This is a genomic window from Neorhodopirellula pilleata, from assembly GCF_007859915.1.
Lineage (GTDB): Bacteria > Planctomycetota > Planctomycetia > Pirellulales > Pirellulaceae > Rhodopirellula > Rhodopirellula pilleata.
This window is the reverse complement of sequence record NZ_SJPM01000006.1, coordinates 56635-82815: the sequence shown is the minus strand read 5'-3', so window position 1 is coordinate 82815 and position 26181 is coordinate 56635. Positions and strand designations below refer to the sequence as shown.

Annotated in this window: 17 protein-coding genes; 2 read left to right on the top strand and 15 right to left on the bottom strand. The window is 56.4% G+C overall.

The genetic code is table 11. From position 1 onward, the window contains the following. The first annotated feature begins 347 nt into the window (after positions 1–347). Positions 348–1274 (top strand): ABC transporter ATP-binding protein, encoded by a 927-nt coding sequence (locus tag Pla100_RS15215; RefSeq protein ID WP_146578566.1) that lies wholly within the window; start codon positions 348–350, stop codon positions 1272–1274. Between the two features lie 102 nt (positions 1275–1376). Beyond that, positions 1377–3221, top strand: a complete 1845-nt coding sequence (locus Pla100_RS15210; protein WP_146578565.1) for a phospho-sugar mutase — start codon at positions 1377–1379, stop codon at positions 3219–3221. Between the two features lie 252 nt (positions 3222–3473). Here Pla100_RS15210 and rnpA read toward each other — a convergent pair whose 3' ends face one another. From rnpA to Pla100_RS15135, 15 genes are all read right to left on the bottom strand, one after another. Beyond that, positions 3474–3848 carry a ribonuclease P protein component gene (rnpA, locus tag Pla100_RS15205; protein ID WP_146578564.1) on the bottom strand — a complete coding sequence of 125 codons (375 nt, stop codon included), beginning with the start codon at positions 3846–3848 and terminating at the stop codon, positions 3474–3476. After that, positions 3841–5205: a dihydroorotase gene (gene pyrC, locus Pla100_RS15200; protein WP_390620607.1), complete on the bottom strand. Its 1365-nt coding sequence runs from the start codon at positions 5203–5205 to the stop codon at positions 3841–3843. The genes rnpA and pyrC overlap by 8 nt, the downstream gene beginning before the upstream one ends. Before the next feature lies 1 nt (position 5206). Continuing rightward, positions 5207–6280, bottom strand: coding sequence for an aspartate carbamoyltransferase catalytic subunit (locus tag Pla100_RS15195; RefSeq protein ID WP_146578563.1), 1074 nt, complete (start codon positions 6278–6280; stop codon positions 5207–5209). A gap of 248 nt (positions 6281–6528) precedes the next feature. Next, complete coding sequence (locus Pla100_RS15190; RefSeq protein WP_146578562.1) at positions 6529–7974, bottom strand: DUF1501 domain-containing protein; 1446 nt, start codon at positions 7972–7974, stop codon at positions 6529–6531. Between the two features lie 212 nt (positions 7975–8186). Beyond that, positions 8187–10766 (bottom strand): PSD1 and planctomycete cytochrome C domain-containing protein, encoded by a 2580-nt coding sequence (locus tag Pla100_RS15185; RefSeq protein WP_197167970.1) that lies wholly within the window; start codon positions 10764–10766, stop codon positions 8187–8189. Between the two features lie 102 nt (positions 10767–10868). Next, positions 10869–11813 (bottom strand): SelL-related redox protein, encoded by a 945-nt coding sequence (locus Pla100_RS15180; RefSeq protein WP_146578561.1) that lies wholly within the window; start codon positions 11811–11813, stop codon positions 10869–10871. After that, positions 11810–14359 carry a M66 family metalloprotease gene (locus Pla100_RS15175; protein WP_197167969.1) on the bottom strand — a complete coding sequence of 850 codons (2550 nt, stop codon included), beginning with the start codon at positions 14357–14359 and terminating at the stop codon, positions 11810–11812. Before Pla100_RS15175 ends, Pla100_RS15180 begins: the two co-directional genes overlap by 4 nt. Positions 14360–14400: 41 nt before the next feature. Continuing rightward, complete coding sequence (locus tag Pla100_RS15170) at positions 14401–15225, bottom strand: anti-sigma factor (RefSeq protein ID WP_146578559.1); 825 nt, start codon at positions 15223–15225, stop codon at positions 14401–14403. After that, positions 15222–15842 (bottom strand): RNA polymerase sigma factor, encoded by a 621-nt coding sequence (locus Pla100_RS15165; protein ID WP_146578558.1) that lies wholly within the window; start codon positions 15840–15842, stop codon positions 15222–15224. The genes Pla100_RS15170 and Pla100_RS15165 overlap by 4 nt, the downstream gene beginning before the upstream one ends. A 110-nt stretch (positions 15843–15952) precedes the next feature. Next, positions 15953–17098 carry a fasciclin domain-containing protein gene (locus tag Pla100_RS32575; RefSeq protein WP_146578557.1) on the bottom strand — a complete coding sequence of 382 codons (1146 nt, stop codon included), beginning with the start codon at positions 17096–17098 and terminating at the stop codon, positions 15953–15955. A 182-nt stretch (positions 17099–17280) separates the two neighbouring features. Continuing rightward, positions 17281–18321, bottom strand: coding sequence for a fatty acid desaturase family protein (locus Pla100_RS15155; RefSeq protein WP_146578556.1), 1041 nt, complete (start codon positions 18319–18321; stop codon positions 17281–17283). Between the two features lie 11 nt (positions 18322–18332). Continuing rightward, positions 18333–21509 carry an efflux RND transporter permease subunit gene (locus Pla100_RS15150; RefSeq protein WP_146578555.1) on the bottom strand — a complete coding sequence of 1059 codons (3177 nt, stop codon included), beginning with the start codon at positions 21507–21509 and terminating at the stop codon, positions 18333–18335. Next, positions 21506–22966: an efflux RND transporter periplasmic adaptor subunit gene (locus Pla100_RS15145; protein ID WP_231603083.1), complete on the bottom strand. Its 1461-nt coding sequence runs from the start codon at positions 22964–22966 to the stop codon at positions 21506–21508. The genes Pla100_RS15150 and Pla100_RS15145 overlap by 4 nt, the downstream gene beginning before the upstream one ends. Positions 22967–23518: 552 nt before the next feature. Further along, positions 23519–24634 (bottom strand): ABC transporter permease, encoded by a 1116-nt coding sequence (locus Pla100_RS15140; RefSeq protein WP_146578554.1) that lies wholly within the window; start codon positions 24632–24634, stop codon positions 23519–23521. A 9-nt stretch (positions 24635–24643) separates the two neighbouring features. Then, a complete protein-coding gene (locus tag Pla100_RS15135; RefSeq protein WP_146578553.1) occupies positions 24644–26179 on the bottom strand; it encodes an MFS transporter in 1536 nt (511 codons plus the stop codon). Positions 26180–26181: the final 2 nt, after the last annotated feature.

The window sequence follows — 26181 nt, the reverse complement described above, 5'->3', positions numbered from 1 at the left end:
TCTCACCAATCATCCTAGCGTTCCTATGGTCGTTCGTGAGTGTATCTTGGGAATTATTAACGGGCTGAAAATTTTCCATGACCACGGAAGTCGGCCAGTGCCGAAAGTCCAGCTACATCCGTGATTGTTGTGCAAGCCCGAATGGGGTTTGGAATCTTAAAACATCCCGATGCCCGATGGTTCGTTGATTTAGGCGTGCGGTGGACATCGTGTCGTCAGCCCCGGTTATGATAGCGGGAAGCCAGAACGATGAATCGCGACTTGATCAGCAAGCGGTTACTCGCCAGCTTGTATGATTGCGGCGTATCCTCCGTAGGTTCTTCAAGTTCAACACCAATGAAATCCACATGATTCAACTCGAAGGTTTCGGAAAAGACTACGGCGATTTCACCGCCGTCGAGAACATGGATCTGAAGATCGAAGCGGGGGAAACTTTCGGATTCATCGGGCCCAATGGGGCGGGCAAGAGCACGACGATCCGTTTTCTCGCTACGCTACTGAAGGCGTCGCGCGGGCGGGGTGAAGTTGCCGGATGCGATGTCATGGGCGACCCGATGGGTGTGCGGCGTTCGATCGGGTACATGCCGGATAATTTCGGCGTTTACGACGGTATGCGGGTATGGGAATTCTTGGACTTCTTTGCCGTCGCCTATGGGATCAACCGCACCGCCCGCGCTTCGATCATCGACAACGTATTGGAACTGCTCGACTTGGGGCACAAACGCGACGACTTCGTCAACGGCTTGTCTCGCGGAATGAAACAACGCTTGTGTTTGGCCAAGACCCTCGTTCATGATCCGCCCGTTCTCATCTTGGACGAACCCGCCAGTGGCTTGGACCCGCGGGCTCGCGTCGAGGTCAAAGCTTTGCTCAAAGAACTTCGTAAGATGGGAAAAACGATCCTGATCAGCAGCCATATTTTGACGGAACTGGCCGATTGTTGCACCTCAATCGGGATCATCGAACGTGGCCAATTGCTCATGCACGGCCCGATCGATCAGGTCTATCGCCAAATTCGACGGAACCGATTCGTGGAAATTGCCTTCACCGAAAACGGCGACGCGGGAATTTCGATCCTCCGCAGCAGCCCAGCCCTGCGCGACCTAGAAATTCGACCCGACCGCGTGATCGCCGAACTGGAAACCGACGACGCAGGCTTGGCCCAATTGTTGGGCTATTTGATCGCCCAAGGCGTCAAAATGCGATCGTTTAACGACCGTGACCCCACTCTCGAGGATGTCTTCATGACCGTTACGCAAGGGCTGGTGTCGTAGACTTTGGCCGGCACCGCCGGTGGTGCCCGGTCAGGGTATTTTCTAAAGTAGAGGCTGTCTCGTGTTCTCTCCACTACGTTTTCCATCGATCGGCCTGCCAGCATGTCCTCACTCGAAGAACCCGTCTCCCCCCGAGTCCAAGACGCCCTGAAACAGCTCGCCCTGGCCGCCGAATCGAAGTTATTGACCGCCGGTGCGGTCGAGAACATTCGTTCGTGGTTGACCGAAAATCGCTATAGCGACTACCGCGATCAAGTCTTGGCGCACATCGATGACCAACAGTGGCAAAAACTGGACGATGTTTTTTGGACCATCATCCCGTTCGGCACCGGTGGTCGTCGCGGCCGGATGTACGAGATCGGTTCCAACGCGATTAACGATCGAACGATCGGTGAAAGCGCTCAAGGGCTCGCTGACTACGTCGTGCAATATCACCAAGGCTCGAAATCACTATCTTGTGCGATCGCTTACGACACACGGCACCGTTCACGTCATTTCACCGAACTGTGTGCCGAAGTCATGGTTGCCGCCGGAATCAAAGTCTATTTGCTCGACGACTATCGCGCCACTCCTCAGTTGTCCTACGCCGTTCGGCATCTCGGTTGCGATTGCGGCATCATGGTCACGGCCAGCCACAACCCACCGAGCGACAATGCGGTCAAAGTGTACTGGTCCAGTGGTGCTCAGGTTTTGCCACCACACGACAAAGCGATCATCGAAGGCGTGATGAATTGCCAAGAAATCAAACGAGCGAATTTTCAACAGGCGCTTGAAGATGGAATGATCGAGATCGTCACCGAACAAATTGACGTCGCTTATCTTGAGGCCGCTTCGAAGTGCGCGTTCGCCGGACCACGCGAAGTTAAGATTCTATATTCGCCGCTGCATGGGGTCGGTGAAGCAGCCGTTGTTCCGCTCTTGCAACGAGACGGATTCGAGCACGTCACCGTTTACGAACCTCATCGCGAACCGAGCGGCGATTTCCCGAATGTTCCCGGCCATGTTTCCAATCCAGAAAACACCGCCGTGTTCACCAAACCGATCGAACAAGCCCGCGCCGAAGGATTCGATCTTGTCTTGGCTACCGATCCCGACTGTGATCGTCTCGGCGTGGCCGCGCCCTTGACGACCGACACGTCGGGACCATGGGGCACTTTTACCGGTAACCAAATCGCCGCTCTGCTTGCCAACTACGTTCTTGATAAGACGCCGGTCGCTCGTCTGAACGAGAATTCATATGTCATCAAGACATTGGTCACGACCGAATTGGTGCGCCGGATCGCGACCTCACACTCGGTTCGATGTGTCGGCAACCTTTTGGTCGGTTACAAATACATCGCCGAAGCGATGGACCGCGAAGGACCCGATGACTTTTTGTACGGCTGCGAAGAATCACACGGGTATTTAGTCGGTTCGTATGCACGGGATAAGGATGGCGCGGTCGCGTGCATGATGATGAGTGAGTTGGCGGCGGACTTGAAATCGAAGAACCAATCGATGCACGAGTATCTCGGCGCACTCTATCAACAGCACGGTTACCACCGCGAAAATTTGATCAATGTGTTCATGGAAGGCAGCGAAGGCATGGCCGCGATGCAGGCGCTCATGAAAGCGTTCCGCAATGACCCGCCGAAAGAACTCGGCGGCATGCCGGTCAAGCAGGTCCGCGACTACCAAGGACAAACGATTACGACACTGGGCGAAACGAACACGACCGCGCCGCTCGAAGGTCCCGTCGGAAACCTGATCATCATGGACATGCAGCAGGACGGCAACTACGTCGCCGTGCGTCCCAGCGGCACTGAACCGAAGGTCAAGTTTTATATCTTCACGCGTCTCGAAGCTAGCGAATCTCAAAACCTTGATTCCGCCGATGTCCGATTGGGCGATCGTATCCTGGCCATCGAAAACGACGTGCGTGATTTCGCAAGATTGGCGACGGCTTAGGATCAAGCATCATTCAATCTTCTGCAGGTATCCCGTGCTCACCGGCGTGTTCATTGAGTCGGCATCGTGAACCGAAGCGTCAGCTTTGAAGTTTGGCTTTTGCCTTTGGTATTGGTTTTTCGTAACCCGCTGCGAATGAGAGGGATGAGTCAATATCAATAATCCCTCGCTTACGCTGCGGGTTACGATTCGGGCGCAATCGATGGGCTGTAGGCTATGCTTTCGGGGAATGCCTCGTCGTTTGGCCGCGATTCAGCGGATCCGGTTGATCGCCTTGACCGCTAGTCGAGGCAGATTCTTTCGGATCAGTGAGCCGTCGGGCACGGCGTCCTTCTTGGGGCGAACGATTAAGTCATAACCCACTGGGATTTTGGTACGCTGGGTTCGGAATGATTCGCGAATCCAACGCTTCCATTGATTTCGAACGACCGCCTTACCGGTTTTCTTGGGAATCGTGACCCCCAAGCGAGTCGGTAGGCTTTCGTGTGATTGGTCCGGACTGAAATTGGTCCGTGGCAACGCAAAGACCACGATCGTGCCGTCCGCTGCGCAACCGCCCGCCCGCAGGACCCTCGTGAAATCATCGCCACGAACGACGCGGAGTTCTTTGGGGAAACAATTATCCAACGCTGCCCGCCATCAACGCTTCGATCGGCGAGAACACGATCCGCCCGCCGACGATCGTGGCGATCACCTGTCCGTGCAGAGTGCGCCCTTCCATCGGGCTGCTTTGGCATTTCGATTCAAAATTCTCGGGACGGACCGTCCAAGTGGTGTCCGGGTCGATCACGACGACGTCGGCGGGCGCTCCGACGCTCAACGTTCCCGCGTTCAGCTTGGCGATCTTTGCTGGGTTTGTTGATAAGCATTCGATCGCCCGCGTCCAACTCAAGATACCGGTCCGAACCATGTCGGTGATCGTTGCTGAAAGGGTCGTTTCCAATGCGGCGGTTCCGAAGGGGGCGGAATCCAGGTCATTGCCTTTCTTTTCCCTCGCTCTTGGCATGTGGCCGGACTGGATGGCGTCGATCGTTCCATCGGCGACCGCGTTTTGCAACGTCTCGACGTGCCGCGGGCTACGCAAAGGCGGGTGAACTTTAAAGCGGGCATCGAAACTTCGCAGCAGTTCATCACTGCCGTGAAGATTCTGCGGGCACACCGAAGCGGAGATCACGATATCGCGGGCCTTCACCCGGCTGATCATGTCGATCGCGCCCATTGTGCTGACCGGGCCGACGTGCAAACGTCCTTTGGTCGCTTCGGCCAATCGCACGTCGCGGGCGATCGCCAAATCTTCCGCTTCGCTCGGTAACCCTTTCAGACCCAAGGACAAGGAAACGCACCCGTCGTGCATCACGCCGCCCTCGGCGAGTCCGGGAACTTCCGGGCGATCGAAAATCGGCAGGTCCAGCATTCGGCAATAATCCAAGGCACGCTTCAGCAACGCGTCGTTGGGCATCGGACGGGGCGAATCACTGAATCCGATCGCTCCGGCCTCGTGCAAGATCGCCAACTCGGCCATCTGTTCGGCTTCGCGTCCTTTGCTCAAACATGCGATCGGAAAAACGCGAACGCCGCCGACCCGTTGCGACATTTGAATCACCAACTCGACCGCCGCTGCGCTGTCGATCACGGGATTGGTATTGCTGCAGCACAGGACCGAGGTGTATCCGCCTGCCAGCGCCGCGTTGCTGCCCGATTGAATCGTTTCGTCTTCTTCACGTCCGGGCTGACGCAGTTCGGCTCCCAAGTCCACCAAACCTGGGGCGACGATCTTGTCTGCGGCATCAATCCACTGTGCATCATGCGGGACGTCGCCGTCGGCCGGGTCCAATGCCTTGATGCGACCGTCAACGATCAACAATCGAGCTACACGGTCGATCGAATTGACCGGGTCGATCACATGGCCTCGGTCGATCACAAGCGGCGAGGGCGTCCCATACATAGAAGGCTGTTGAGCGATCGCGGTGGTGAAATGATTCAAATTAAGTCCAATGTCCGTTTTCGGGGGTCGAGCCGATATCTAAACCAGATCGATGTCCGGTGCTTGCAATCTCGGCGTCACTCGCACCGGCGAGCAACCACAAAGCGGCCATCCGCACCGCGATGCCGTTGGTGACCTGTTCCAAAATCACCGAATGCGGCCCGTCGGCGACTTCCGGAGTGATCTCCACGCCGCGATTGATCGGACCGGGGGCCATGATCAAGATTTCCGATTTGGCCCGACGCATGCGGTCCCCGTTCATCGCGTATAACGCTGCGTACTCGCGAACACTCGGGAACGGTCGGGTGTATTGCCGCTCGAACTGGATCCGCAAAAGGTTCAGCACATCGCAACGTTCGACAATGTCATCAAGCCGGTGGGCGACCTCAAATCCGAGTTCTTCCCAGCGGGCACTCACCAGGGTCGGCGGTCCACAGATGATCACGTGCGCCCCCAGTTTGCGGAGCCCCCACAGGTTGCTGCGGGCGGTGCGGCTGTGGGCGATATCTCCGACGAGCGCTACCGTTTTTCCCGACAGTACGGTTTCGGGGTCCAACGATTCGCTCCGCCAATCACGACGGCCGCGATGTTGCAAGATTGTCAGGATGTCCAGCAAGCCCTGGGTCGGATGTTCGTGCGGGCCATCGCCAGCGTTGAGCACCGAACAACCTAGCTCGCGGGCGAGCAGGTGTGGCGTGCCCGGCGTGTAGTGCCGCGTCACCACCCAATCGACGCCCATCGCCTCGATCGTCTTGGCCGTATCGACGAACGTTTCACCTTTGGCCACGCTGCTGCCGGCGCTGCTGAATTCGACCGTATCGGCGCCTAACCGTTTCGCCGCCAAAGAAAAGCTGTTGCGGGTCCTTGTGCTGTTCTCAAAAAACAAATTGGCACACGTTTTTCCAGACAACAACGGCAGTTTCGAACGGCACCCGTTGGTCATTTCCTTGAGTTGTTGAGCCGTCCTTAAGACTGCCATCAACTCCACCGCCGCCAACCGCTCCAGATCCAAAAGATGACGATGCCGCCAAATCGTCGGGAAAATAAGCGTCTGAGTTTCGATCGTCGTTTCCATACGCGCAGTGTAGGCAACGATGCCTTGGACGTCACCTCCCCCCGCATCCTGTGGCCTGGCCCGAAACCGGACTCTATGGTCGGAATCCCCGAGAATCTTCCCACCAAACGATCGCCGAAGGTCAGTAGACCCAAACCGGATCGAACGCCCAAACAGCCTACTAGACCTGCAGCCTCCAGCGCCGTGTGAGGTGATCGATACTTGCACAGAGCAACAACGACGCAACCAAAGATTTTGAACTGTTCATTTCATGACATCACACCATCAACGACGCGTCCATAAACATCCGTCAGCCGAAAATCACGACCGGCGTAGTTGAAGGTCAGTCGTTCATGATCGAGGCCGAGTAGATGCAGCATCGTCGCATGCCAATCATGAATGTGGACGGGATTCTCGATCGCCTTCTGGCCGTATTCATCGGTGGTACCGTAGGATAAGCCTGCTTGAACGCCGCCGCCCGCCATCCAAATCGTGTAGCCTTGGTGGTTGTGATCTCGGCCCGTTCCACTTTGAGCATACGCCGTCCGCCCGAACTCGCCGGCCCAAACGACCAGGGTATCCTCGAGCAGGCCGCGTTGTTTCAAATCCGTGAGCAAAGCCGCGACGGGTTGGTCCGTCGCTAGACAGCTTTCCTTGAGTTTGTCCTGAAGCATGAAGTGGTGGTCCCAACCGATCGGGGAGGTGATTTCGATGAAGCGAACGCCGGCTTCGGCCAACCGCCGCGCCAGCAAACATTGTCGACCGAAACGATCCGTCGCCAAACCGGCCCCGATCCCGTACTGGCCCAGCGTCGATTGAGACTCCGCCCTCAGGTCGAGTAACTCGGGGATTTCATCCTGCATACGAAAGGCCAGTTCAAACGATTCGATGGCCCCTTCGATCTCGGGTTGATGGACCTCTCGATGAAGTTTTTGATGGTTCAGATCGCGGATGAAATCGAGTTGGCTGCGTTGCTCGGTCGCCGACAAACGCGAGTTAGCGATGTTCTTCAGGGGTGGGCCGGGTTCTTGATCGATGCCCAACAGCGCGGCATAGAAACCGGGAATTTGATTTGTCCCGATCTTGGTACCTTGAAAGATCGCGGGCAGGAACGAACTACCGTAGTTCCGAGCACCGCCGTTGTCGGCGGGCGGATTGATCGTCACGAAACCTGGCAGATTCGTGTTCTCGGTTCCGAGTCCATACAACGTCCACGCGCCGATCGAGGGACGGGTGAACTGAAAACTGCCGGTGTGCATCTGCATGAAGGCCTGCGAGTGATTGGGCAGGTCCGTGTGCATGCTGTGGATAAAACAAATGTCATCGACTTTCTCAGCCAACTTCGGCATCGCGTCGGAGACCCAGGCACCCGATTCACCGTGCCGAGCAAAGCGAAACGGGGAAGCCATCAGATTGGCATGTTTCCCATCGCCGGCGTCCTTGGTCAGCTTGGGTTTGTACGCGAACAGATCCAGTTGGGAGGGCCCGCCGTTCATGCACAAGAAAATGACCCGTTTCGCCCTCGGCGGAAAATGGGTCGGCCTCGCGGCCAAGGCCGAAACGCGTCCGGCTGAATCGCCGGTTGCGGATTGCTGGGCGGCCGCCTGATGGGCCAGACTCGCGAAAGCGAGATAACCAAATCCCGAAGCCGCCGATTTCAGCATCGTTCGACGCGAAAGGCCAACGGCGTGATCGAAGTGAGTCGCTTTCCACATGATATTGTCTCAAAATCCAAAAAGAACATCGCCCAAAAAACACGAACTTCCACCCCTACAAGCCCGACGTGCAACGGCGTGTTGATTGAGTTCTCATCGAAACCCGAAGCGTGAGCGAGGGATGACTCAATATCAATTATCCCTCGCTTACGCATCGGGTTACGATTAAATCAACACGCCGGCAAGCGAGGGATCGGGCTTGTATGAAAACTTCAATCAAGGTTGCGAAACTCCCCAGTGCACAACAATGCCTGACAAAAGGTTCGCCATTTATCCGGAACAATCTCGTCGGCGTCGTTGGTGTTGGATTCGTCTGATTGCAAATACGCGATCGAGCGTTCGGTTTCATCCGGCGTGGGGGCGCGGCTGAAGCAAAGTTGAAATGCCTTTTCGATCCGCTGTTTCACCGACCCTGGTTCGGAAAAGAGCCGTTTGGCGAAACCTTCGGAACGTTGCTCAAGGAAGGGACTATTGAGCAGGTACAAAGCTTGGATCGGAACGTTCGTGGTTTCCCGGTTGCCTGTCACCAAACTTGGTTCAGCAAAGTCGAATAGGTCGAGAACATCGGGTAATCGATCGCGGATCACTGGCAGATAAACCGACCTCTGCAGGCTGCCATCGAGATCGGCGGGAAGCCGTTTGTCCAATCCGATCAATGAGATCGGTTTGTCGCCGATGACGCGCCCGACGAGTGAACCGTCGGGCCGAGTGGGATCGAGTTCACCGGAGACCGCCAACATCGCGTCGCGAATGTACTCGGCTTCCAATCGACGTTTGGGCATACGCCACAAACTTCGATTCTCGGGATCTTGTTCAAACGCGGCTTCGCGGAAAGTCGACGATTGACGGTAGGTTCGCGACAGAACCAAGCCCCGGACCAGCTGTTTAATCGACCAGCCGTTTTCAACGAACTGCACCGAAAGCGTGTCGAGCAATTCCGGATGGCTGGGCGGTTCGCCCGTGACACCAAAGTTATCCACCGTCGCGACGAGGCCGGTCCCAAACAAGTGTTTCCAAACGCGGTTGACGATTACACGACTAACCAACGGATGATCGGGATCGGCTAGCCAACGAGCCATTTGCAAACGGCCACTTTGGTCATGCGGAATCGCATAGGTTTGCGTGTGTGATTGCAGAACTTGCGGCACGGCGCGAGGGATGGTCGGCCCCAAACGTTTGACATCGCCACGCTCATGCAATGGCGCATCCGCCGCGGTTTCCGCGTCCAAGACTCCCATCGCGAGTGGCAAGGCCTCACCGCTGTCGGATACTTTCTCAAGCTGTCCTTCGATCCCACCGCTCTGCCAAAACACTCTCAACGCGTCTCGTAGGGTGAACATCTTTTCGGGCTGCTTGCCGCTGAACATGGCTTTTTGGGCCGCGTCCATGTCGGCTTTCTCGGCGCGCAACGCCGCAAGTTGCCGAGTCAACGTTTCGACACGCTCGGGTGGGATTGAATCGTGCAGGATGGTTTGACCGATCACATCGGGAAGTCGTAGCGGATCTCCGCCGATCCGGTTGGCCGGGGAAACGGCGGTTCCGAAGAACGTCTGGGTACTCGCGAAGATACCGGCCAAGGCGTAGTAATCCTTCATCGTGAAGGGATCAAACTTGTGATCATGACAACGGGCACATGCCACTGAGTTTCCGAGCAAGGCACGCGTGACCGTGTCGATTTGTTCGTCCACCACGTCGGCGCGAAACTGTTCCTCGTCTGTCGCATCCAAGTTCTTCGGCCCCACCGCCAAGAAGCCGGTCGCGATTAACAGTCTCGCCCGCTCGGCCGCGTTATCAAAAGGGAGCTGATCGCCGGCCAATTGCTCGGTGATGAACCGATCAAAAGGAACATCCTCATTAAAACAATCGATCACGTAATCGCGATAACGCCACGCGTACGGGAACGAGATATTCGCTTCCGTGCCACTGGATTCGGCAAACCGAGCGACGTCGAGCCAATGGCGTCCCCATCGTTCGCCGAATTGTGGCGTCGCGAGCAACCGGTCGACTTCACGAGCGAGTGCCCGATCCAATCCGTTTTTTTTGACGCTCTCGGTGAAAGCCAACAATCGCTCGGGCGAGGGCGGCAGACCGACGAGATCGAAATACAGACGTCTTAGCAACTCATGCGGTGGGGCATCAGGTGAGGGTGATTGGTCGTGCGTTTCTAATCGAGCCAAAACGAAACAATCGAGCGGTTGTTTCGGCCAATCGTTCGCGTGGATGTTTGGAGCACCGACCGGGCGAGGTTTTTGATATGCCCAAAAGTCGTCATCGGATCGCTCCCAAGCTGATTGTTCAGAAGGCTCACCGATGCGTGGATCAGGGGCACCGATCTCAATCCATTTCTTTAATTCCGCGATGACGGAATCGGGAAGCCGCTCTTGTTTGGGAGGCATCTTCAAATCGGGGTCGTGATGCCCGATCGATCGAATAAGCCAACTGTTGGACGGATCACCGGCAATCAGAACCGGGCCACGATCACCACCGGTGCGCATGCCGGCTTGTGTATCGAGCCTCAGGTTTCCCTCGGCCGCACCAGCTTCGGCGGAGTGGCACGGATAGCAGTGTTCCACCAAGACCGGGCGGACTTTGGATTCAAAAAACTGGAGACCTGCGTCCGACTGATTCGGCGTCGAATCGTCTGCGGCAAGAGTTCCTGAGCTTACAACGAGCGAGATTGACCAAGCGAAAAAGGACAAAACGCCGAAGAACAAGCAGCGGCGAACGTTCACCGATCGGATCGTCATCGTCTCGGCGGAGTCGATATCGTCGAAGGTTAATTTGTGAATCAAGCGGAAATTCCCGTCGGTGGGCTAAGAGCAATCTCCTATTCTATCAATACCGACCCGGTGGGAGTGAAGATAATTTTGTTCACGTTGTGTCCGCCCGCCGCTTTAGACCGAAGCTAGTTCACAGTAGTCCGGTCGATCAGCGGCGGTGGTGTTTCGGTAAGCTCGAACAATTTGATCGTTCCGAACGAGGAAGCTTCCACCGAGTTGAAACCCGTCGCCTCCGAGTTTACCGACCGCGTGCCTTGATAAGATGGCCGCTTGAAAACCTTTCCACCAAACGCTCGGACCGAACAATTGCCCGAACGATCCTCGTTGAAGTTGGTAGGCCCGATACAACACACACTGCGGATCACTGACTCGGGCCACGTCGCCGAGACCATAGCCGGCAAAGTACCGCGCCGTTGACTCGTCTTCGTCGTCCATGTGGACCAAGACCACGGTCGCCTTTGCCTCGATTTGATTCCGATTCTTCGCGAGATCGGCCAATGCTTCGCGGCAGAACGTGCATCCGCTGTGTCGCAGGAAGACGACCAACAGATTGCTTCGTTGACTGAGCGTCGACAGGTCTTCACCGCTTTGAGTGACCGCTTTGCGATTGGCATCCGCGATCGTCATCATTACCTCGGACGTCGGCAAGTTCCATTGTTTGAACGTCAAGTACAAGATCGCACCGAAGGGCAACCACCAGATCAAATCGTTGCTCACGTTCAACCATAACCAAGATGCGGGCAAACGCCCCGGTGTCCCCGGGGGGATCGTCAACACGTTATGAACCATGCCGATCGGGCCCAGAACCTTGCCCAAGAATCCCACCAACACGATCGGCCAATGACGGGTCGGATCGGTCGCGGCAATCCCATAGCCGATCCCGTACACGCCGACAATCATTCCCACGCACTGCCAAATGCCGGGATAAAGCGGTGGTTCCATCCCGGTCCACCCAAAAAGGTCACCGGGGCGTAAGATGACCCAGGTTCCCCATATCAGGTTGTAAGCGGCGGCGGCGCACAGAGTCAGGGACATCCAACGCGGCGAAGTTCGACTCATGATCTGATATCTACCACGCCGACGACCTGAAATGATTCGATTAGGCGTTTTGCGTGCCAACCTTGAGCGTATGCGGAGAACTGAATTCGATACTTCCCCGCCGGGACATTGGGGTTGTCCTCTTGCTGAAACGTGAATCGAACCCGACTTGATTCGGTGATCGGAGCCCCACGGTTGATGACGTGCGAACCATTGATTTGGCCACGCAACACGATCGGTTGTTGCCGACCATCCCGAGCGATCGCGTTGACGGTCATTTTGGAATGAGTCCCTTTTGCGTACCACGTTGCCGACTCGGGACTCGGCGCATCGGACTGTGTCACGTGAACGTGATCGACGGGCACATAGTAGTACACGCCACTCTCTCCATTCATCACGTCTTTTGCATAGTCTTTGCTTTCGTCACCGAGCTTAATCCGTTGCTTGCTCAAGAAACGGTCTGAATCGCCAAGCTTTCGGAAACCGATTTTCGTTTCACCGGGCTGCGGCGGTATCGCTTGGTAATAGGTTCCATCGCGATGTCGATAGACGCTCGCGACTTGGAACTCGATGCCCGGTTGGTGATCCAAGATCGGCCCGTAGTAGTCCTCCATGGCTTGATGGAGTTGTTGTGCATCCGGGTATCCTCCGGGCACCAAAACGGCATCCATGTCGCGCAGCCTCAGCGCCGCAGCGGTGAAGCCGTGCTTGCGTCCGACGATCACGGGATCGGGCAGGGTTCCATGAGGAGCTTCAATCTTGCGGGTATCGAGTTCGATCCGTTGTTCGGCTCGGAAGACCAATTTTGCCTCCACGAATCGGGTGGAGGCGGGCAGGTTAACGTGGAACTGATTCATCACTTTCGGATCAATACGTTCATCCTTGAGCGGGAATGAATAGACGGTACCGCGTTGGTCGGTGACTTCCAACACGCATCGTGATCGGGCCAGCGCCGGGTCGGAGTTCCGAATCGTTTCGGGGGAAAACACATTGCCCCAATTGCCGTACAGCGCCGGATAGATAAACGCGGGCATGTCACTGGGTTGAATCGGATCGTACAGCCCCAACAACGTCACCACCGGAACGCCGATAAGGTCCGCTTTGGGTGAATCGACGTTGGAAACCGTCATGGTTTGTTCGGCCGCATCCCATTTGCGATAACCAGTGGGGCTATCGGGATCCAAGACACCGGATTCGGAGCCCACCTTGTCTTGGATCATGTTTAACGAATAGGGCGTATGCAATGTAAAGACGCTGATTTTGCCCATCGGTTTGCCGCCCGCCATCGCGTCAGCGCCGAAACCATAAGGGAAGTCGGTCTCGGGAGGTGTGTCATTCCATGCAAGATTGCCGATCAAACGGTGCTTGAATAAATCGTAACCCCAAGCACCGTTTCGGGAGTGAACGCTGAGTTCCTTTCCGCCGGGATAGTGCGGCAAGCCGTGGTCGTGTCCATACTCGTGTGAGAATTCGTTTCCGGTCGTATTCATCAACGTCAATTGGCCGCCGCCGCCACTGAGTCCGTGACGGACGGTGACTGATCGGGCGTTTCCGTTCTCGTCACGCTCGGTATAAACGCCGGCACTCGTGTGCACGGTGGTTTGTCGAAACGGTCTTGGTTGTTTTTCGGTGCCTCCGGCGGACGACGAGATGCCAATATTGGCGTAGTTGATTCCGGTCGAGACCATACCTTTGGCGATGTCTTGTCGCATATCGCCATCGTAGACGCCGGCCCCTTCGAACGTGCTTCGTTCGGTGTACACATTTCCGTTGGGCATCACGACTTTTGGGAAATGAATCGGCAAGTACTGAGCCGCAATGAATTTGGCGACGGGAACCATTTGGAAATAGTTGATCGCCAATTCGGGCGACTGGTTTTGATCGGGACGGCACCACAGGTTCACTTGAACATCCGACGGCGGAAGCAGCATCCCCAGTTCGATGTGTTGTGTCACGAGTTCGATCGGCGGCCCAAATTCGAACTCATCTTCGTCGAGCCGTCCTTCGGCCCCAAGTTCATTACGGATCGTCACCGACAAACCGAAATGCATGAACGTCCACGGCACTACCGCCGTCCAAGCTCGCTTGCTGTAGACGACCGGGGGCCGGCCATCGGAATTGCCTGAATCGTTCCGTGGTTGGTACCACGGTGGCTGAAGCGGCAATCGCAGTTCCTCGCCGTTTTGTTGACGGAGCAACACTTGGTAAACGCCTGAGGCTTGTTCAGTGTCTTGGTTCGCATTCGGGGCGGCCGGAAAGAAAACCAAACAAGCCGCGCGATCGGTCACCAACAGCGGTCGCTTTTCATCACCCCGCTTGGGGCCGACCAGTGTGTTCTGAATGAACGCCACCTCGCCCTTCAAATTACCCGCAAGGTTCGAGCGGATTTCGCGATCGCCGGTAAAGTCGATCGCCCGGTCCCAATACGCCGGCTTATGATCGTCGGCGGTCGTGGTGCCGGACACGAACCCCAGGATGCAAACGATACCGAGATTCAATAGTTGGCAATCAAATCGTGAAAGATGGCGTAGCGCCAATAAGTCGAGCATCATGGGGAGGATTGTCATAGGAGGGTTCATGGCACGGACGGTGGAACCCTCGTGCCGGGTTATTGCAACGCCGCGAGCAGCGGCAATCGTTCCTGAGTGGAAACGACCACCCCGCCGGGCTTCTCAACCGTAATCGCGAACGCCGCCGGGGCCAATACCGGAAGCTTCGCATTGATCGGAATGATCACTTCGCCCGATTCATTTATATCAAAAACGCCGCCGTCGATCGGTTCGTCATCGCGGGCCGGGTCGATGATCCATAATTGATACTGTTCTTGGGTGGGCTCGTTGACCGGCATATGAACGAATCGCATGTAGCCCATTTGTTGATCGTTACTCCAAACGACGTCTCCCTGAACGGGTTGATCGAACGGATGTTTGCCTTCGGACCACGGCACACGAATCAGGTCGGGCGAGGTGGAAATCAAACGATCTCGCTGCTGAGCGAGCGAACGTTCAGCCGGCGGAATGTTCGCGTACCAAATTCCCAGCGCCAACAATAGCGATGCGGCGCACGCGATCCAGGCGATAGTTTCGCGGATGGTCGCGGCCCGTGATGGTTGTGGCGTGGGAACGGTAACAGGTGGCGAGTTGTTGACGTCTTCGTGGTCAGGATCATCAAGACTGCTTTGATTCGATTGAAAAAACGTCGCCGCATCACGGAGGATTCTTGTCCGCAACTCGATCGGCATTTCATCAATCGGTTGCTGCAACGCGATTTGGACGCGGGCCATCGTCGTCTCCAATTCGTCAAGCGTTTGTTGATCGCGCGACGTCCATGCTTCGGCCTGCAATTCGGCGAGTTCGTCTTCGGTCAGATCGCCGAGAACGCGACCCGCCAACAATTCGTCGCGACGACGCGATTGACCGCTCGGATCACTCATGACGCACCTCCTTCGCTGGTCGTCAACATCGGCCGGTTCATGCACTCCCGCAACTGCAACATCGCCCGCCGCGCGAACGATTTGACCGTTCCCAACGGCATCGAAAGTTGTTTCGAAATGTCCATGTGTGAAATGCCGTGATGGACGGAGAGCTGAATCACGCGTTGCTGGTCCGAAGACAGCTTTCGAACGCACTCAAGAGCTTTGCTGGCCTCATCGGCTAGTTCGATCGGCTCGGTGCCAACCTGATCGGGAATCTCGTACTCGATCGCGGACATACTTTGGGTCGTCACGCCTGAGGTACCGCGTCGCAAACGATCGATGATTCGGCGTCGCGCGATCAAGGTAATGAACGTCGTTTCATTTGACTTAGCCGCGTCGAACACCTCGGCTTTCTTCCAAATCTCGACAAAGATTTCCTGCACGACGTCTTCCGCATCGCTCGCATTACCGAGCAAACGATTGGCCAACGACCACACCAAGCCGCCGTACTGATGCAAACACTCTTCCACCGCGGTTTGATCGCCCGCCGCAATTCTTGGCAGAATCTTGGTAGGGATAAGGCTTCGTTCCTGCGTCATGTCCGCTTCGTCATTTGAGAGTAGTTCGATCAACATTGGCTCTCGGCCTTAGAGTCTGTTTGCCGATCGCAATCGACCGCAAAAGCAACCGGATGCCAACCGCATCAGCGACGGCATCCGATGCCTTTTCTACGCAACGGCTGCGATTAGTTGCTGCCCAATTGAGCATACATTTGATCGATGCCTCGACGTAACGTCCATGCCCGTTGAGTCATGCATTGCTGATGGCTGGCCGAGGTCATCACGGAAGTCATGTGGTGCTGAAGCGATGCGTCAATTTGCGTCGACATCAAACCATTCAATGTTTCGTGATAGAGCTGGGCACAGGCCGCATGGTGTCCTGAATTGTACAAAGCGGCACCTTGAGCGATCGCGTTTTCAATGACTTGACGAGCGTTGGCGTTCTTGGCTGGCGGCATCAACACCGAATCGATGATGTGAATCACGCCATTGGAAGCGTCGATGTCGGTGGCAACGAGTTTTGCGTCGTTAATCATCGCACCGGCATCGGTCACCCGAACGGCGATCGACGAACCCTGCAAAGTCTTCGCAGATTTGGCGGCGACGGCGTCCTCGGAATAAACCCGGCCTGACACGACGTGGTACTTCAAAATATCGACCAACTTTTGCTTATTTTCGGGTTTCAGCAGCGTAGCAACGGTTCCCTCTGGCAACTTCGCAAACGCCTCGTCGGTCGGAGCGAAGACGGTGAACGGACCTTCGCCACCGAGTACCTCCGCCAAACCGGCTGCTTTCGCGGCGGCGAGCAATGTTTGGAATTGTCCGGCGGCGTCGGCGGTCTCGGGGATCGTTTTGTCCGCCGGCAGAATCACCGAATCGATCACGTGAATCACGCCGTTGTCGCAAGCGATATCCGTCGTCGTCACGGTCGCTCCGTCGACCATCACGGTCGAACCATCGACCTTGATATCAACGCGTTGACCATTGACCGTTTTGGCCCCTTTCAGGTCGACGACTTGGGCGGCCATGACTTTGCCGGGCACGACGTGATAGGTCAGAATTCCGGCGAGCATTGCCTTGTTTTCAGGCTTCAAGAGCGTTTCGACGGTGCCTTCGGGTAGTTTGGCGAATGCGGCGTCGGTGGGTGCGAAGACAGTGAACGGCCCTTCGCTCTTGAGTGTTTCGACCAAATCGGCCGCACCGAGTGCGGCGGCGAGCGTTTTGAAACTACCGGCTCCGACGGCGGTATCGACGATGTCCGCTGCCATGGCGGAGGTGGACACCAAGGCGGCCAGAGTGAGGGCGGCTACGCGTTTGAATTGCATCTTCATTTCTTCAAGTCCAGGAGAGTTGATTGGGTTGCGAGATTTCGTCTGACCGGCCGGGTCAGGTGAGTATTCGCAACCCAGTCGGGACCGGATGCAAGAATCTGAAAAGTTTTTGACGGTCGTCGACAATCCTGGACAACTAACGCGGTACGGCTACTTCGATCAAAACGCCGTCGCGGCGCGGGTTACCGTTGAGCCATCAGCTCGCGAATGACGCCGGTGTAGCGTTTGGTGATGTGCGCCTCGCGGCGGAACTCATCGTCTTTCATCAGTTCCCGGTGCAGCCGGCCAAGCCGATAGCCCGGGACGGACGGAAACAGATGATGTTCCAGATGAAAATTCACACCGTAAGGTGCGATGAAGAATCGCTCGACGAGACTCGGCAGAACCGTGCGAGTGTCGTTCAATTCATGAGTGCCCGGCGTGCCTAAATGCTCCGCAGTCGCGCGAAGACGATTGATCAAATTCAAGATCGTGTATCCAGATGTCATGTAAACAGCCATCAGGATCAACGTCACGCGAGGGTTCGCCTGAAACGCCCAAGCGAAGAATCCATACACACCGATCATCGACAAGATATACAGCACACGGCTTTGTTTCGGGAAATCCGGAGAACGGAAGTTGTTCCACGGGGCCCAGTGTTTGTAGAGGATCCAGGCCCGGTGGGTGTTCAACCCGAACGTACTTCGAAACAACACCCAAGCGCAAGCTCGTCTTGACTTGGGCCACTCATACCATTCGTGTTCTTCTTTCTGGGCGGCGAGATCTTGGTCTTCGCTCGTGTTCGTATAGCGGTGATGGCGGAAGTGTGTTTTCCGGTACAACGTGGTGCTCATTCCTAACGGAAACGCGATGAACAGATCACAGACCGCGTCGTTGATCTTGCGGTTGCGATAGAGCAACCAATGCGCCCCATCGTGTAGCATCACCCCGAGTGCCTGCATCCGACTGGCTAGGATCAATAGCGTGAGTAGGTAAACGAACCAATGATCCAAATAAGCCGCCGAGGCGAGTGACGCGACGATGACCGCCCATTGAAACATTAAGTAGGCCGTCGTGCGGTAGCCATTGACGACCGACAACGACCGCACGAGTTCCGCATGGCGAGTTCGAGGGAACCTCGCTAAGTCGCGCTTGCTCTCGGCATCGAGCGGCGCCTGATTCATCGCGGCATCTCGTAGAATCTCGTCTGTGGTTCTCGCAGCGGTTCTTGTGGCGGTTGTCATAGAATCTTCAACTATTCGGGGCGAATCGGGGGCGATAGTTTGGCGAAAACGAGATACAAGACCGGCGCGAGCACCAACACAACCATCGTGCTCAACGCCAAACCGAACGACAAACTCGTGGCCATCGGCGAAACCACTTGAGCCTCTTTGGAACGCTCCAAGAGGATCGGCAGCATCCCCGCTACGGTGGTGACCGAAGTTAACAATACCGCACGAAATCGTCGCCGACCACCATCGATGATTGCTTCGTGCAGCGGCAATCCGTCGGCCACCCGGCGATTGATAAAGTCGACCAGCACGATCGAGTCGTTCACGACGACGCCGGCCAACGCGACAATGCCGAAGATACTGAACAGTGTTAAGTCGATGTCCATCACGATATGACCGATGATCGCACCGATGAACCCGAAGGGAATGATGGCCAAAATCAACACCGCCTGCCAACTGGAGTTGAACTGGATCGTCAGCAACAAAAACATGGCGCCCAACACGACAAAGAATCCGATCAGGAGACTGTTGACGGTTTCGTCGGTCTGTTCTTGCTGGCCGGCCCATTCCAATTGAACGCCTGGGAACTCCTCGATCAGCCGGGGAACAAAATTGGCCCGCATGTCGGAAACGACATTGAACGCGTTGCCTTGGCTCTCATCGACATCGGCGACGACGCCAACGCTTCGCATTTGATTGACCCGGCGGATTTCTGAATAGCCACGGGTCACGTTCACGTCTGCCACTTCGCTGAGCGGTCGTTCGGTTCCATCGCCGTTGCGAATGCGGATGTCGTTGAACGTGATCAGGGTGTTGCGTTCTTCGCGAGGATACCTCACCCGCAACGGAACTTCATGGCGACCTCGCTGCAAACGCATGACCTCTTCGCCGTAGTACGACGCGCGGACGGTTCCGGCCAGATCGGCCAACGAAACCCCCATCGATTTGGCATCATCGCGGACCTTGATCCGATATTCCCATTTGCCCTGCCGGGTATCGGTGGCGATGTCCGACACGTACGGGTACTCGGCGAGCTTGTCTTTGCAACGCTGAATCGCCGCGTCAAGTTGGTCCAAGTTTTCCGCCGTCGCCATCAGGCGTATTTCGATCGGCAGAGATGCCGGTCCACGCGGCGTCGCTCCGTACGCGATCGCTTCGGAGCCGGGGAACCTCCCCGCCTCTTCCCGCCACATGCGCACGATGTCTTCGCTTGAAACGGTTCGCTCGCCGATGTCGTTGAGTTGCACGAACAGCCCGCCCAAATGGCTCGCCGGGGTCACGCCGATTTCATCGCCGGACGATCCCACGGTGCGTTGGACCGCTTGCACAAATCCTCGTGGATCATCGGTCATTTTTTCATCGATCGAACGTTGGTTGATCGTCCAGATGGCCTGTTCAATTCGCTTGGTCGCCTCATCGGTGACTGAAACCGGAGTTCCGTCGGGATACACGACTTGGCACGTGATGAACCCGAAATCGATCTTGGGCAATAGCAAGAACGGAACGCGTCCCGATCGCACGACGCCGACCGAAAGGATCAACATGCCCGCGAGGGTCGAAAGCACGATCGCCGGGTTGCGAAGCGACCAGCCCAGCACCGGTGTGTAAACCTTGTCGATCGTCCAAGACAACAAGCGTGTCATCCCGCCGTTGGCTTGTTGCAATAGCCAAGCCAATGGACGCAGCGGAAACAACAGATACGTCACCACATCCAAAAAGCGACTGCGTCGATGCGACAAGTGTGCTGGTAGGATCGTCAAACTTTCCAGCATGGAAATGATCAACATCGCACCGACGCATAACGGCAAGACGACGGTCAAGCGTTTGATGCGACCTTCCATGTACATGATCGGCGCGAACGCGATGACCGTGGTTAAGATCGCGGTGATCACCGACGGCATGACTTCATAGGCTCCGTCGATGGCCGCTTGCCGGTAGCTCTTGCCCATCTCGCGGTGCGCGTAAACATTCTCGCCCACGACGATCGCGTCATCGACGACAATCCCCAGCGCGATCAGAAACGCAAACATCGACGTCATATTCAACGTCTGTCCGCCGTACTGCATATAGATGCACGCGCCCAACAACGAGACCGGGATACCCAGCATCACCCACCAAGCCAATCGCATCTCCAAGAACAACGCCAGCACCACGAACACGAGCACCAATCCCATCCAGGCGTTCTTGGCAAGCAAGTCGAGCCGGTTCTTCACACTGGTGCTGCGATCTCGCATCGCGATCATCGTGTAACCGGGCGGCAGACTGTCTTTCTGCTCTTCGACATACCGCGTGACTTCTTCAGACACTCGGATCAAATCATCGGCACTGGTCGTTTCGACCGAGACCGAGATGGCGGGCCGTCCGTTGACTTCGTTGATCGTTCCGTCGACGGAGAACTCGTCTCGAACTTGCCCGAGATCACCGACCGTGAGCACAACGCCGCCGGGCTGGCTGACCAACGGGATGTTGGCGATGCCTTCACCGAGCGAACTCTTGTCACTGCCGCGAAGCAATATCTCTTGCGATTGTCCACGCAGCGTTCCGCCGGGCAGTTCCACATTGTTGGCCCGCACGATCTCGGCAACCGATTGCAGCGACAGGTTGTACTTGCGGAGCGTCTGTTCGGGGATCTCGATGTCGATTTGAAAGTCGGGCGTTCCAACCAAGTCGGCGACCGATACCGAAGGTAAGGCCAACACTTCCGTTCGAACCCGCTCGGCGATTCGGCGAAGATCCAAAATCGCGTTGGATCCGGGAGGCCCCATCACCGCGACGCGGATCGCGGTGACGAAATTGGTTTCCATTCGAATGTCGGGCTTCTCGGCAAGCTCCGGAAAGCTGGGGATCTGACCGACCAACGTCGTTACTTCGGTCAGCACCCGCTGCGCGTCGGCCTGTTTCGCGTCGGGATCGAGTTCCAACATCACGTTGCCGACACCCTCGCGGGCCGATGACGTCATCTCGTCGATGCCATCGACGGTTCGGATCGCTTCTTCGATCTTCTCAAGGATACCCTGTTCGATTTCGTCCGGACTGGCACCGGGATACACAACCGAAACGTTCAACACGTACAGTTCGAAGTCGGGCCAAAAGTCTCGGCGGAGTTGTGAAAGGCTGTACGCACCCAACAACAAAACGCCGAGCATCACGACGTTCATCGCCTGCCAATTATTCACCGACCACGCAATGATGGACTTCATCCGGCCGCTTTCTCGGTGGCGGTTGTCTCTTTCGTAGTCGTGTCCTTGATCGTCTTATTTTCGAAGGCCGCGTCTTTGACGAGCACGCCCCCGTTGGCGAGGGCCATCCCCGGCACGGGGTCGCTGATCGGGGACACAATCACACCGGGTGCCCGTTGGTTTGCGAGCGGAGTGAGGCTTGAGCCCAGATCCACGATCACTTGATCCTCGCTACGGCTAACGATAGTGATCTCTTGAACGGTCAATTGGTCGCCGACGTTCAGCCACAATCGATTGCCGGGACGAATCGCCGACTCAGGAACCTCGTGCAAGCGACGCGTCGGAACGGTATGAATGGTCACCGAAACGAACGTGCCACGCATCAACGGATCAGTTACCGTCGAGTCGTCTTGGTCAGTGCCCGACTCGACGCGAAACAGGCATGGATACGTTCGTGTGTCCAAGTCGATTCCCGCTCCATCGATGCGTTCCAAGCGGGCATCGTAACGACGAGCTTGAGCACCGAATTGATACTCCACCGTCGCCGACAACGGGGGAACCCGGTCATCGATCGCTTGATCCGATTCGGCTTGCGTGGTGGACGCTTGCGAACTCCAAACCCAGACCATTTGTTCGGCCGTCAGGTTGGCTCGCACTTCGACTGCGGACGTGTCTTCGATCGTCACGAATGAGGTCCCCACGGGAAGGAACGATTGTTCTTCGACCGACGAGGCGACCACGCGGCCACGAAGTGGTGATCGAATCGTCGTGCGATCGAGGTCCAGTTGGGCTCTTTCCAAGGCGACTTGTGTCAATGCTTGTTTCTCGACCACCAATTGTCGTTGGGCGATCAATTCACGCCGTCGGTTTTGCAATTCGACCAACGCGGACCTTGACGACAGTTCGCTGCGTTTGGCGACATCGACTTCCGAACTCGATGCGGCTTGGCGTTGGACGAGACTCGAGACGCGTTCCCGTTCGCCTTGGGCGATCTCGAGTTGTTGTTCGGCGAGGGCCATGACTTGTTGTGTGTTTTCGATACTGACATCGATCGACGCCAACTCGGCGGCTTCCTGACCTTGTTGGGCATTGAGGCGTTTGACTTCGATCTCGAACTCGGTTCGATCGAGTTGGATCAAGGTTTCGCCGGCTTGGACCATCCGCCCGTTGCGTAAGTTGGACGATTGTTCGACGACACGACCGGCGACCTCGGTGGCGAGTCGAATCTCTCGGAGCGGGACCACCACCCCGTTGGCTTGGACGGAAACCGGTCCGTCGTGCACCCGCAAGGGTTCGGTCAAAACGACGGTCGCGGCGGGCTTGTTCGGTTTCGAACGCGACGGTCGTTTTCGCTCGCCGAGCATCGTGTAGGCGTAAAAGCAAGCTGCCAAAACAACGACCGACACGACCCCATTGACGACCAAGTGGGTGGTCCGCGTGCGTGATGATGGGGAGGGTGGAGTCGTCGAGACGGTCACGGAGGTTAATCGCTAGAAAAAATGCCGACGGGGTTACCGAGTTCCAACCCCCGATCGTCTCGGAAGGTTCGCTCCGGTTGGTGATTCTTGGGAACACGTCAACGATGCGATATTCACGGCGGCGAATGATCGGGGAAGAAATGGCATTCTAATCCGTTTTGGCTGAGCTACTTGGGAAATGTTGTGGGCAATGACGTTTGCTTTTCCTCGTACACTAAGCATCGCATGAACAATAAGTGGCATTGGCTTCCAGCCTTTTTATACCCCGCAAGTCCTCATGTATTGCTCCCCTGCCAGCTCGTCTGGCAGGAAGCCGAGGTTGGCAAGCTAGACACGAGCCGCAATTCCCCCAACGATCCGATTTTCACTTGTGCTCGCCGCTTGAAGCGGCGAGCACAAGTGAAAATCGGATCGTTGGGAGGGCGTCGTTGTCTAGCTTGCGAACCTTATTCACCCACGAGACGAGCTCGTGGGGGTCAAAAAAGATGTGGGGTATAAAAAGGCTGGAAGCCTTGGCCACTTTGATAATGCGGCAGTTAAGTTCAGGCGATGCTAACCCTGATTGCGTAGGGCTTCGGTGGGGTGCAATCGGGTGGCACGGTAGGCCGGGATCAGGGCACCGACCAGGCCGATCCCGAGCCCGATCACCAGGCCTCGGACCCACACCGAGGGAGCGATCGACGGTTGCAACACGCCGGCGGCCGAGTCGGTCGCCGACAGGACGGTCAACAGCAACGCCGCACCCAAACCACCGGCGAGCGTCGCGGTCAGGGCCAGGAACACCGATTCCAAGAACACGATCGCGGCGACGCGACGAGTCGACCAGCCGATCGCTCGCAAAATGCCGATCTCGCCGGTACGTTCCAGAACGCTGGTCATCATCGTATTGAGCGTCCCGATCGCGCCGACCAACAACGCGATCGCCGAGGTCATGAACGCCATCGAACCGGCCAACTTCATTCGCGTATCGGTGCTGACAAAATCATCGGTCGCCAACGCCAAGAGTTTCGGATCAACCGATTCGATTTTCTCGATGACGGCGGGGAGCTCCGATTGCCCCACGTCTTCGTCGAGAATGACGTTGATGTAAGTCAGTTGACCTTCCCGGCCGGTCAATCGTTGCAACGCCTTGATCGGCAAGATCATCGAGCCGTTCTCCCACACGCTGCCGCTTTGAAAGACACCACCGACTCGGAACGGCTCATCGAACAGGTCGACCGCGTCGCCGACCTTCGCTTGCATCCGCTCGGCCAAATTTTGGCCCAGGTACACCGCATCGGTTTGACCGGTCGGTGTGATGCCATAATCATCGAACATCCACGAATCGGTTTCGATACCCATCGCCGGCACGCCGTAAATCTGTTGGTCTTCGATCGACATCGTTTCGAGCAACACACCGGCGGCCTTGGCAACGCGATCGACATTCGCCACGACGGCGGTGAAGTCGTCTTCGAGCGAACTGCTGAGCCGATCGGCGGTGCCTTGTCGTGAGACGACCAAATCGACGCGGTGCGATTCATAGACACCGCGAAAGGATTCTTGAAAACCGTCAGCGACCCCGACGAGCGCCATCACCGAACCGATCGCGGTGGCCAGCGCGGCGAGCGTCAAGAACGTTCGAAACGGACGCCGCGAGAGGTTCTTAAAAACGAATCCGAGGAAGCTCACGTGGTGAAACTACGCTGGTTCGGCGGACTGAGGCGTTTCATCGGAAGTGCTCCCGTCGTGGGCGGGTTCGTGATGAGTGGACGGCGTCTGTTTGAAACCAAGCAGCAAAATCAAGTAGAGAAACGCCATCGTCACTGGGACCAACGCGGTCACCCGTAATGCCATGCGACTTCCGTATAAGTTAGCTTCCGCGACGGGTGCGGCATCTTCGGCTGCGAAGGCCTTGTTAACTTGCCACCAATCGTATTGTTTGCGAAGTTCGTCGAACTTTTCGCCTTCCCAGGAGTCGCCGGCGATGGCACGCTCATTTTCGATCGCACCGCCGCTGTCGCCCAACATAGCGGCGACTGAACCATCGATTCCGGTGATCGGAGGAAAGAACAGGAATGCGTTCTCGTTCGGGGCTTTGACTCGCTGGAAAGTAGACGGCGCGACATCCTGAAGCTGGTTCGACGCGAAATAATCTTGTTTGTAACCGATGCCGGGTCCGCCAAGAGCTCCCGCAGAGAGCATCCCGATGCAGCCCATGATGGCCATACCGATCGTGGCGCTCTGTGGGTAACGTTCGCCGAGCACTCCCAGCATCGTGGGCCAAAGGAATGTCTTACCAACCGCATAGACGGTCGCGGCGAAGAACATGAACGGAACGCTGGTGCCGATGCTAATCAGGTACAAACCGACTGCTCCGATGATGGCACTCACCAAGAGCAAACCCAGCGACGAAATCTTGTGAACGATCGGTCCGGCGAAGAAACGCAAAATCGTCATCAATACCGACGTGTAAATGAACAACGCGGTACCCAACGTGGCACTGCTGAGGATGCTTCCCGTAATTTTGTTGATCCAACTGTCGGTGCCGAGTTCGACGTAGCCGACGCAAGCGTGAGCAAGTAAGAGAATCAAGAAGAACGGGCCGATCAGTTTCGAAATCATACCGCTATAAGAAGTCGCTCCCTGTTGGGCAGCCGTCTTCGGAAACGTTTCGAAGAGTGTGATGAAACCGTAGATCGCCACCGGAACCAAGAAGGTTGCCATGAGGATTTCCCAAGCAACCAATCCTTTGGCAAACACGATCAACCCGCCGATCACCAAACCGGCAGGCCAACCGGCGTGCAAAATATTCAAGTAGTGGGTTTTTTGTTCAGGGAACAAGTCTGCGGTAAGCGGATTGATGACACCTTCGCAAATCCCATTTCCGACCGCGAAGATAAACATGGACCAATAAAGAAGTGCGTAGACGGCCTCCTTACCACTGGCATTAAAAACCGGTGTGGCGGCGAACAGCATGACCGCTGATACCACGTGACAAACCAACGCAATCAGTAACAGTCTTTTATAGCCGACCGTATCAATCAAAAACCCGGCGAACAAAATCACCGCTCCAAACCCGACCAAACCACCGCCCGTGATTTTGCCCAATTCGGTCATCGTGAAGCCGAATTCAGCGGACCAGATTTCGAGCAATCCGCCACGCACCGCAAAGCCGACGCCGGCGGCAATGAGAGTCAGGATTCCTGCGGTAAGTAGTTTTTTTCGATTGTCCATAG

Excerpts from the sequence above, each read along its gene's own strand:
- Pla100_RS15215 (WP_146578566.1), top strand. The coding sequence starts at position 348 with ATGATTCAACTCGAAGGTTTCGGAAAAGACTACGGCGATTTCACCGCC.
- Pla100_RS15210 (WP_146578565.1), top strand. The coding sequence starts at position 1,377 with ATGTCCTCACTCGAAGAACCCGTCTCCCCCCGAGTCCAAGACGCCCTG.
- Pla100_RS15195 (WP_146578563.1), bottom strand. The coding sequence starts at position 6,280 with ATGGAAACGACGATCGAAACTCAGACGCTTATTTTCCCGACGATTTGG.
- Pla100_RS15190 (WP_146578562.1), bottom strand. The coding sequence starts at position 7,974 with ATGTGGAAAGCGACTCACTTCGATCACGCCGTTGGCCTTTCGCGTCGA.
- Pla100_RS15180 (WP_146578561.1), bottom strand. The coding sequence starts at position 11,813 with ATGAGTCGAACTTCGCCGCGTTGGATGTCCCTGACTCTGTGCGCCGCC.
- Pla100_RS15175 (WP_197167969.1), bottom strand. The coding sequence starts at position 14,359 with ATGACAATCCTCCCCATGATGCTCGACTTATTGGCGCTACGCCATCTT.
- Pla100_RS15170 (WP_146578559.1), bottom strand. The coding sequence starts at position 15,225 with ATGAGTGATCCGAGCGGTCAATCGCGTCGTCGCGACGAATTGTTGGCG.
- Pla100_RS15165 (WP_146578558.1), bottom strand. The coding sequence starts at position 15,842 with ATGTTGATCGAACTACTCTCAAATGACGAAGCGGACATGACGCAGGAA.
- Pla100_RS32575 (WP_146578557.1), bottom strand. The coding sequence starts at position 17,098 with ATGAAGATGCAATTCAAACGCGTAGCCGCCCTCACTCTGGCCGCCTTG.
- Pla100_RS15155 (WP_146578556.1), bottom strand. The coding sequence starts at position 18,321 with ATGACAACCGCCACAAGAACCGCTGCGAGAACCACAGACGAGATTCTA.
- Pla100_RS15150 (WP_146578555.1), bottom strand. The coding sequence starts at position 21,509 with ATGAAGTCCATCATTGCGTGGTCGGTGAATAATTGGCAGGCGATGAAC.
- Pla100_RS15135 (WP_146578553.1), bottom strand. The coding sequence starts at position 26,179 with ATGGACAATCGAAAAAAACTACTTACCGCAGGAATCCTGACTCTCATT.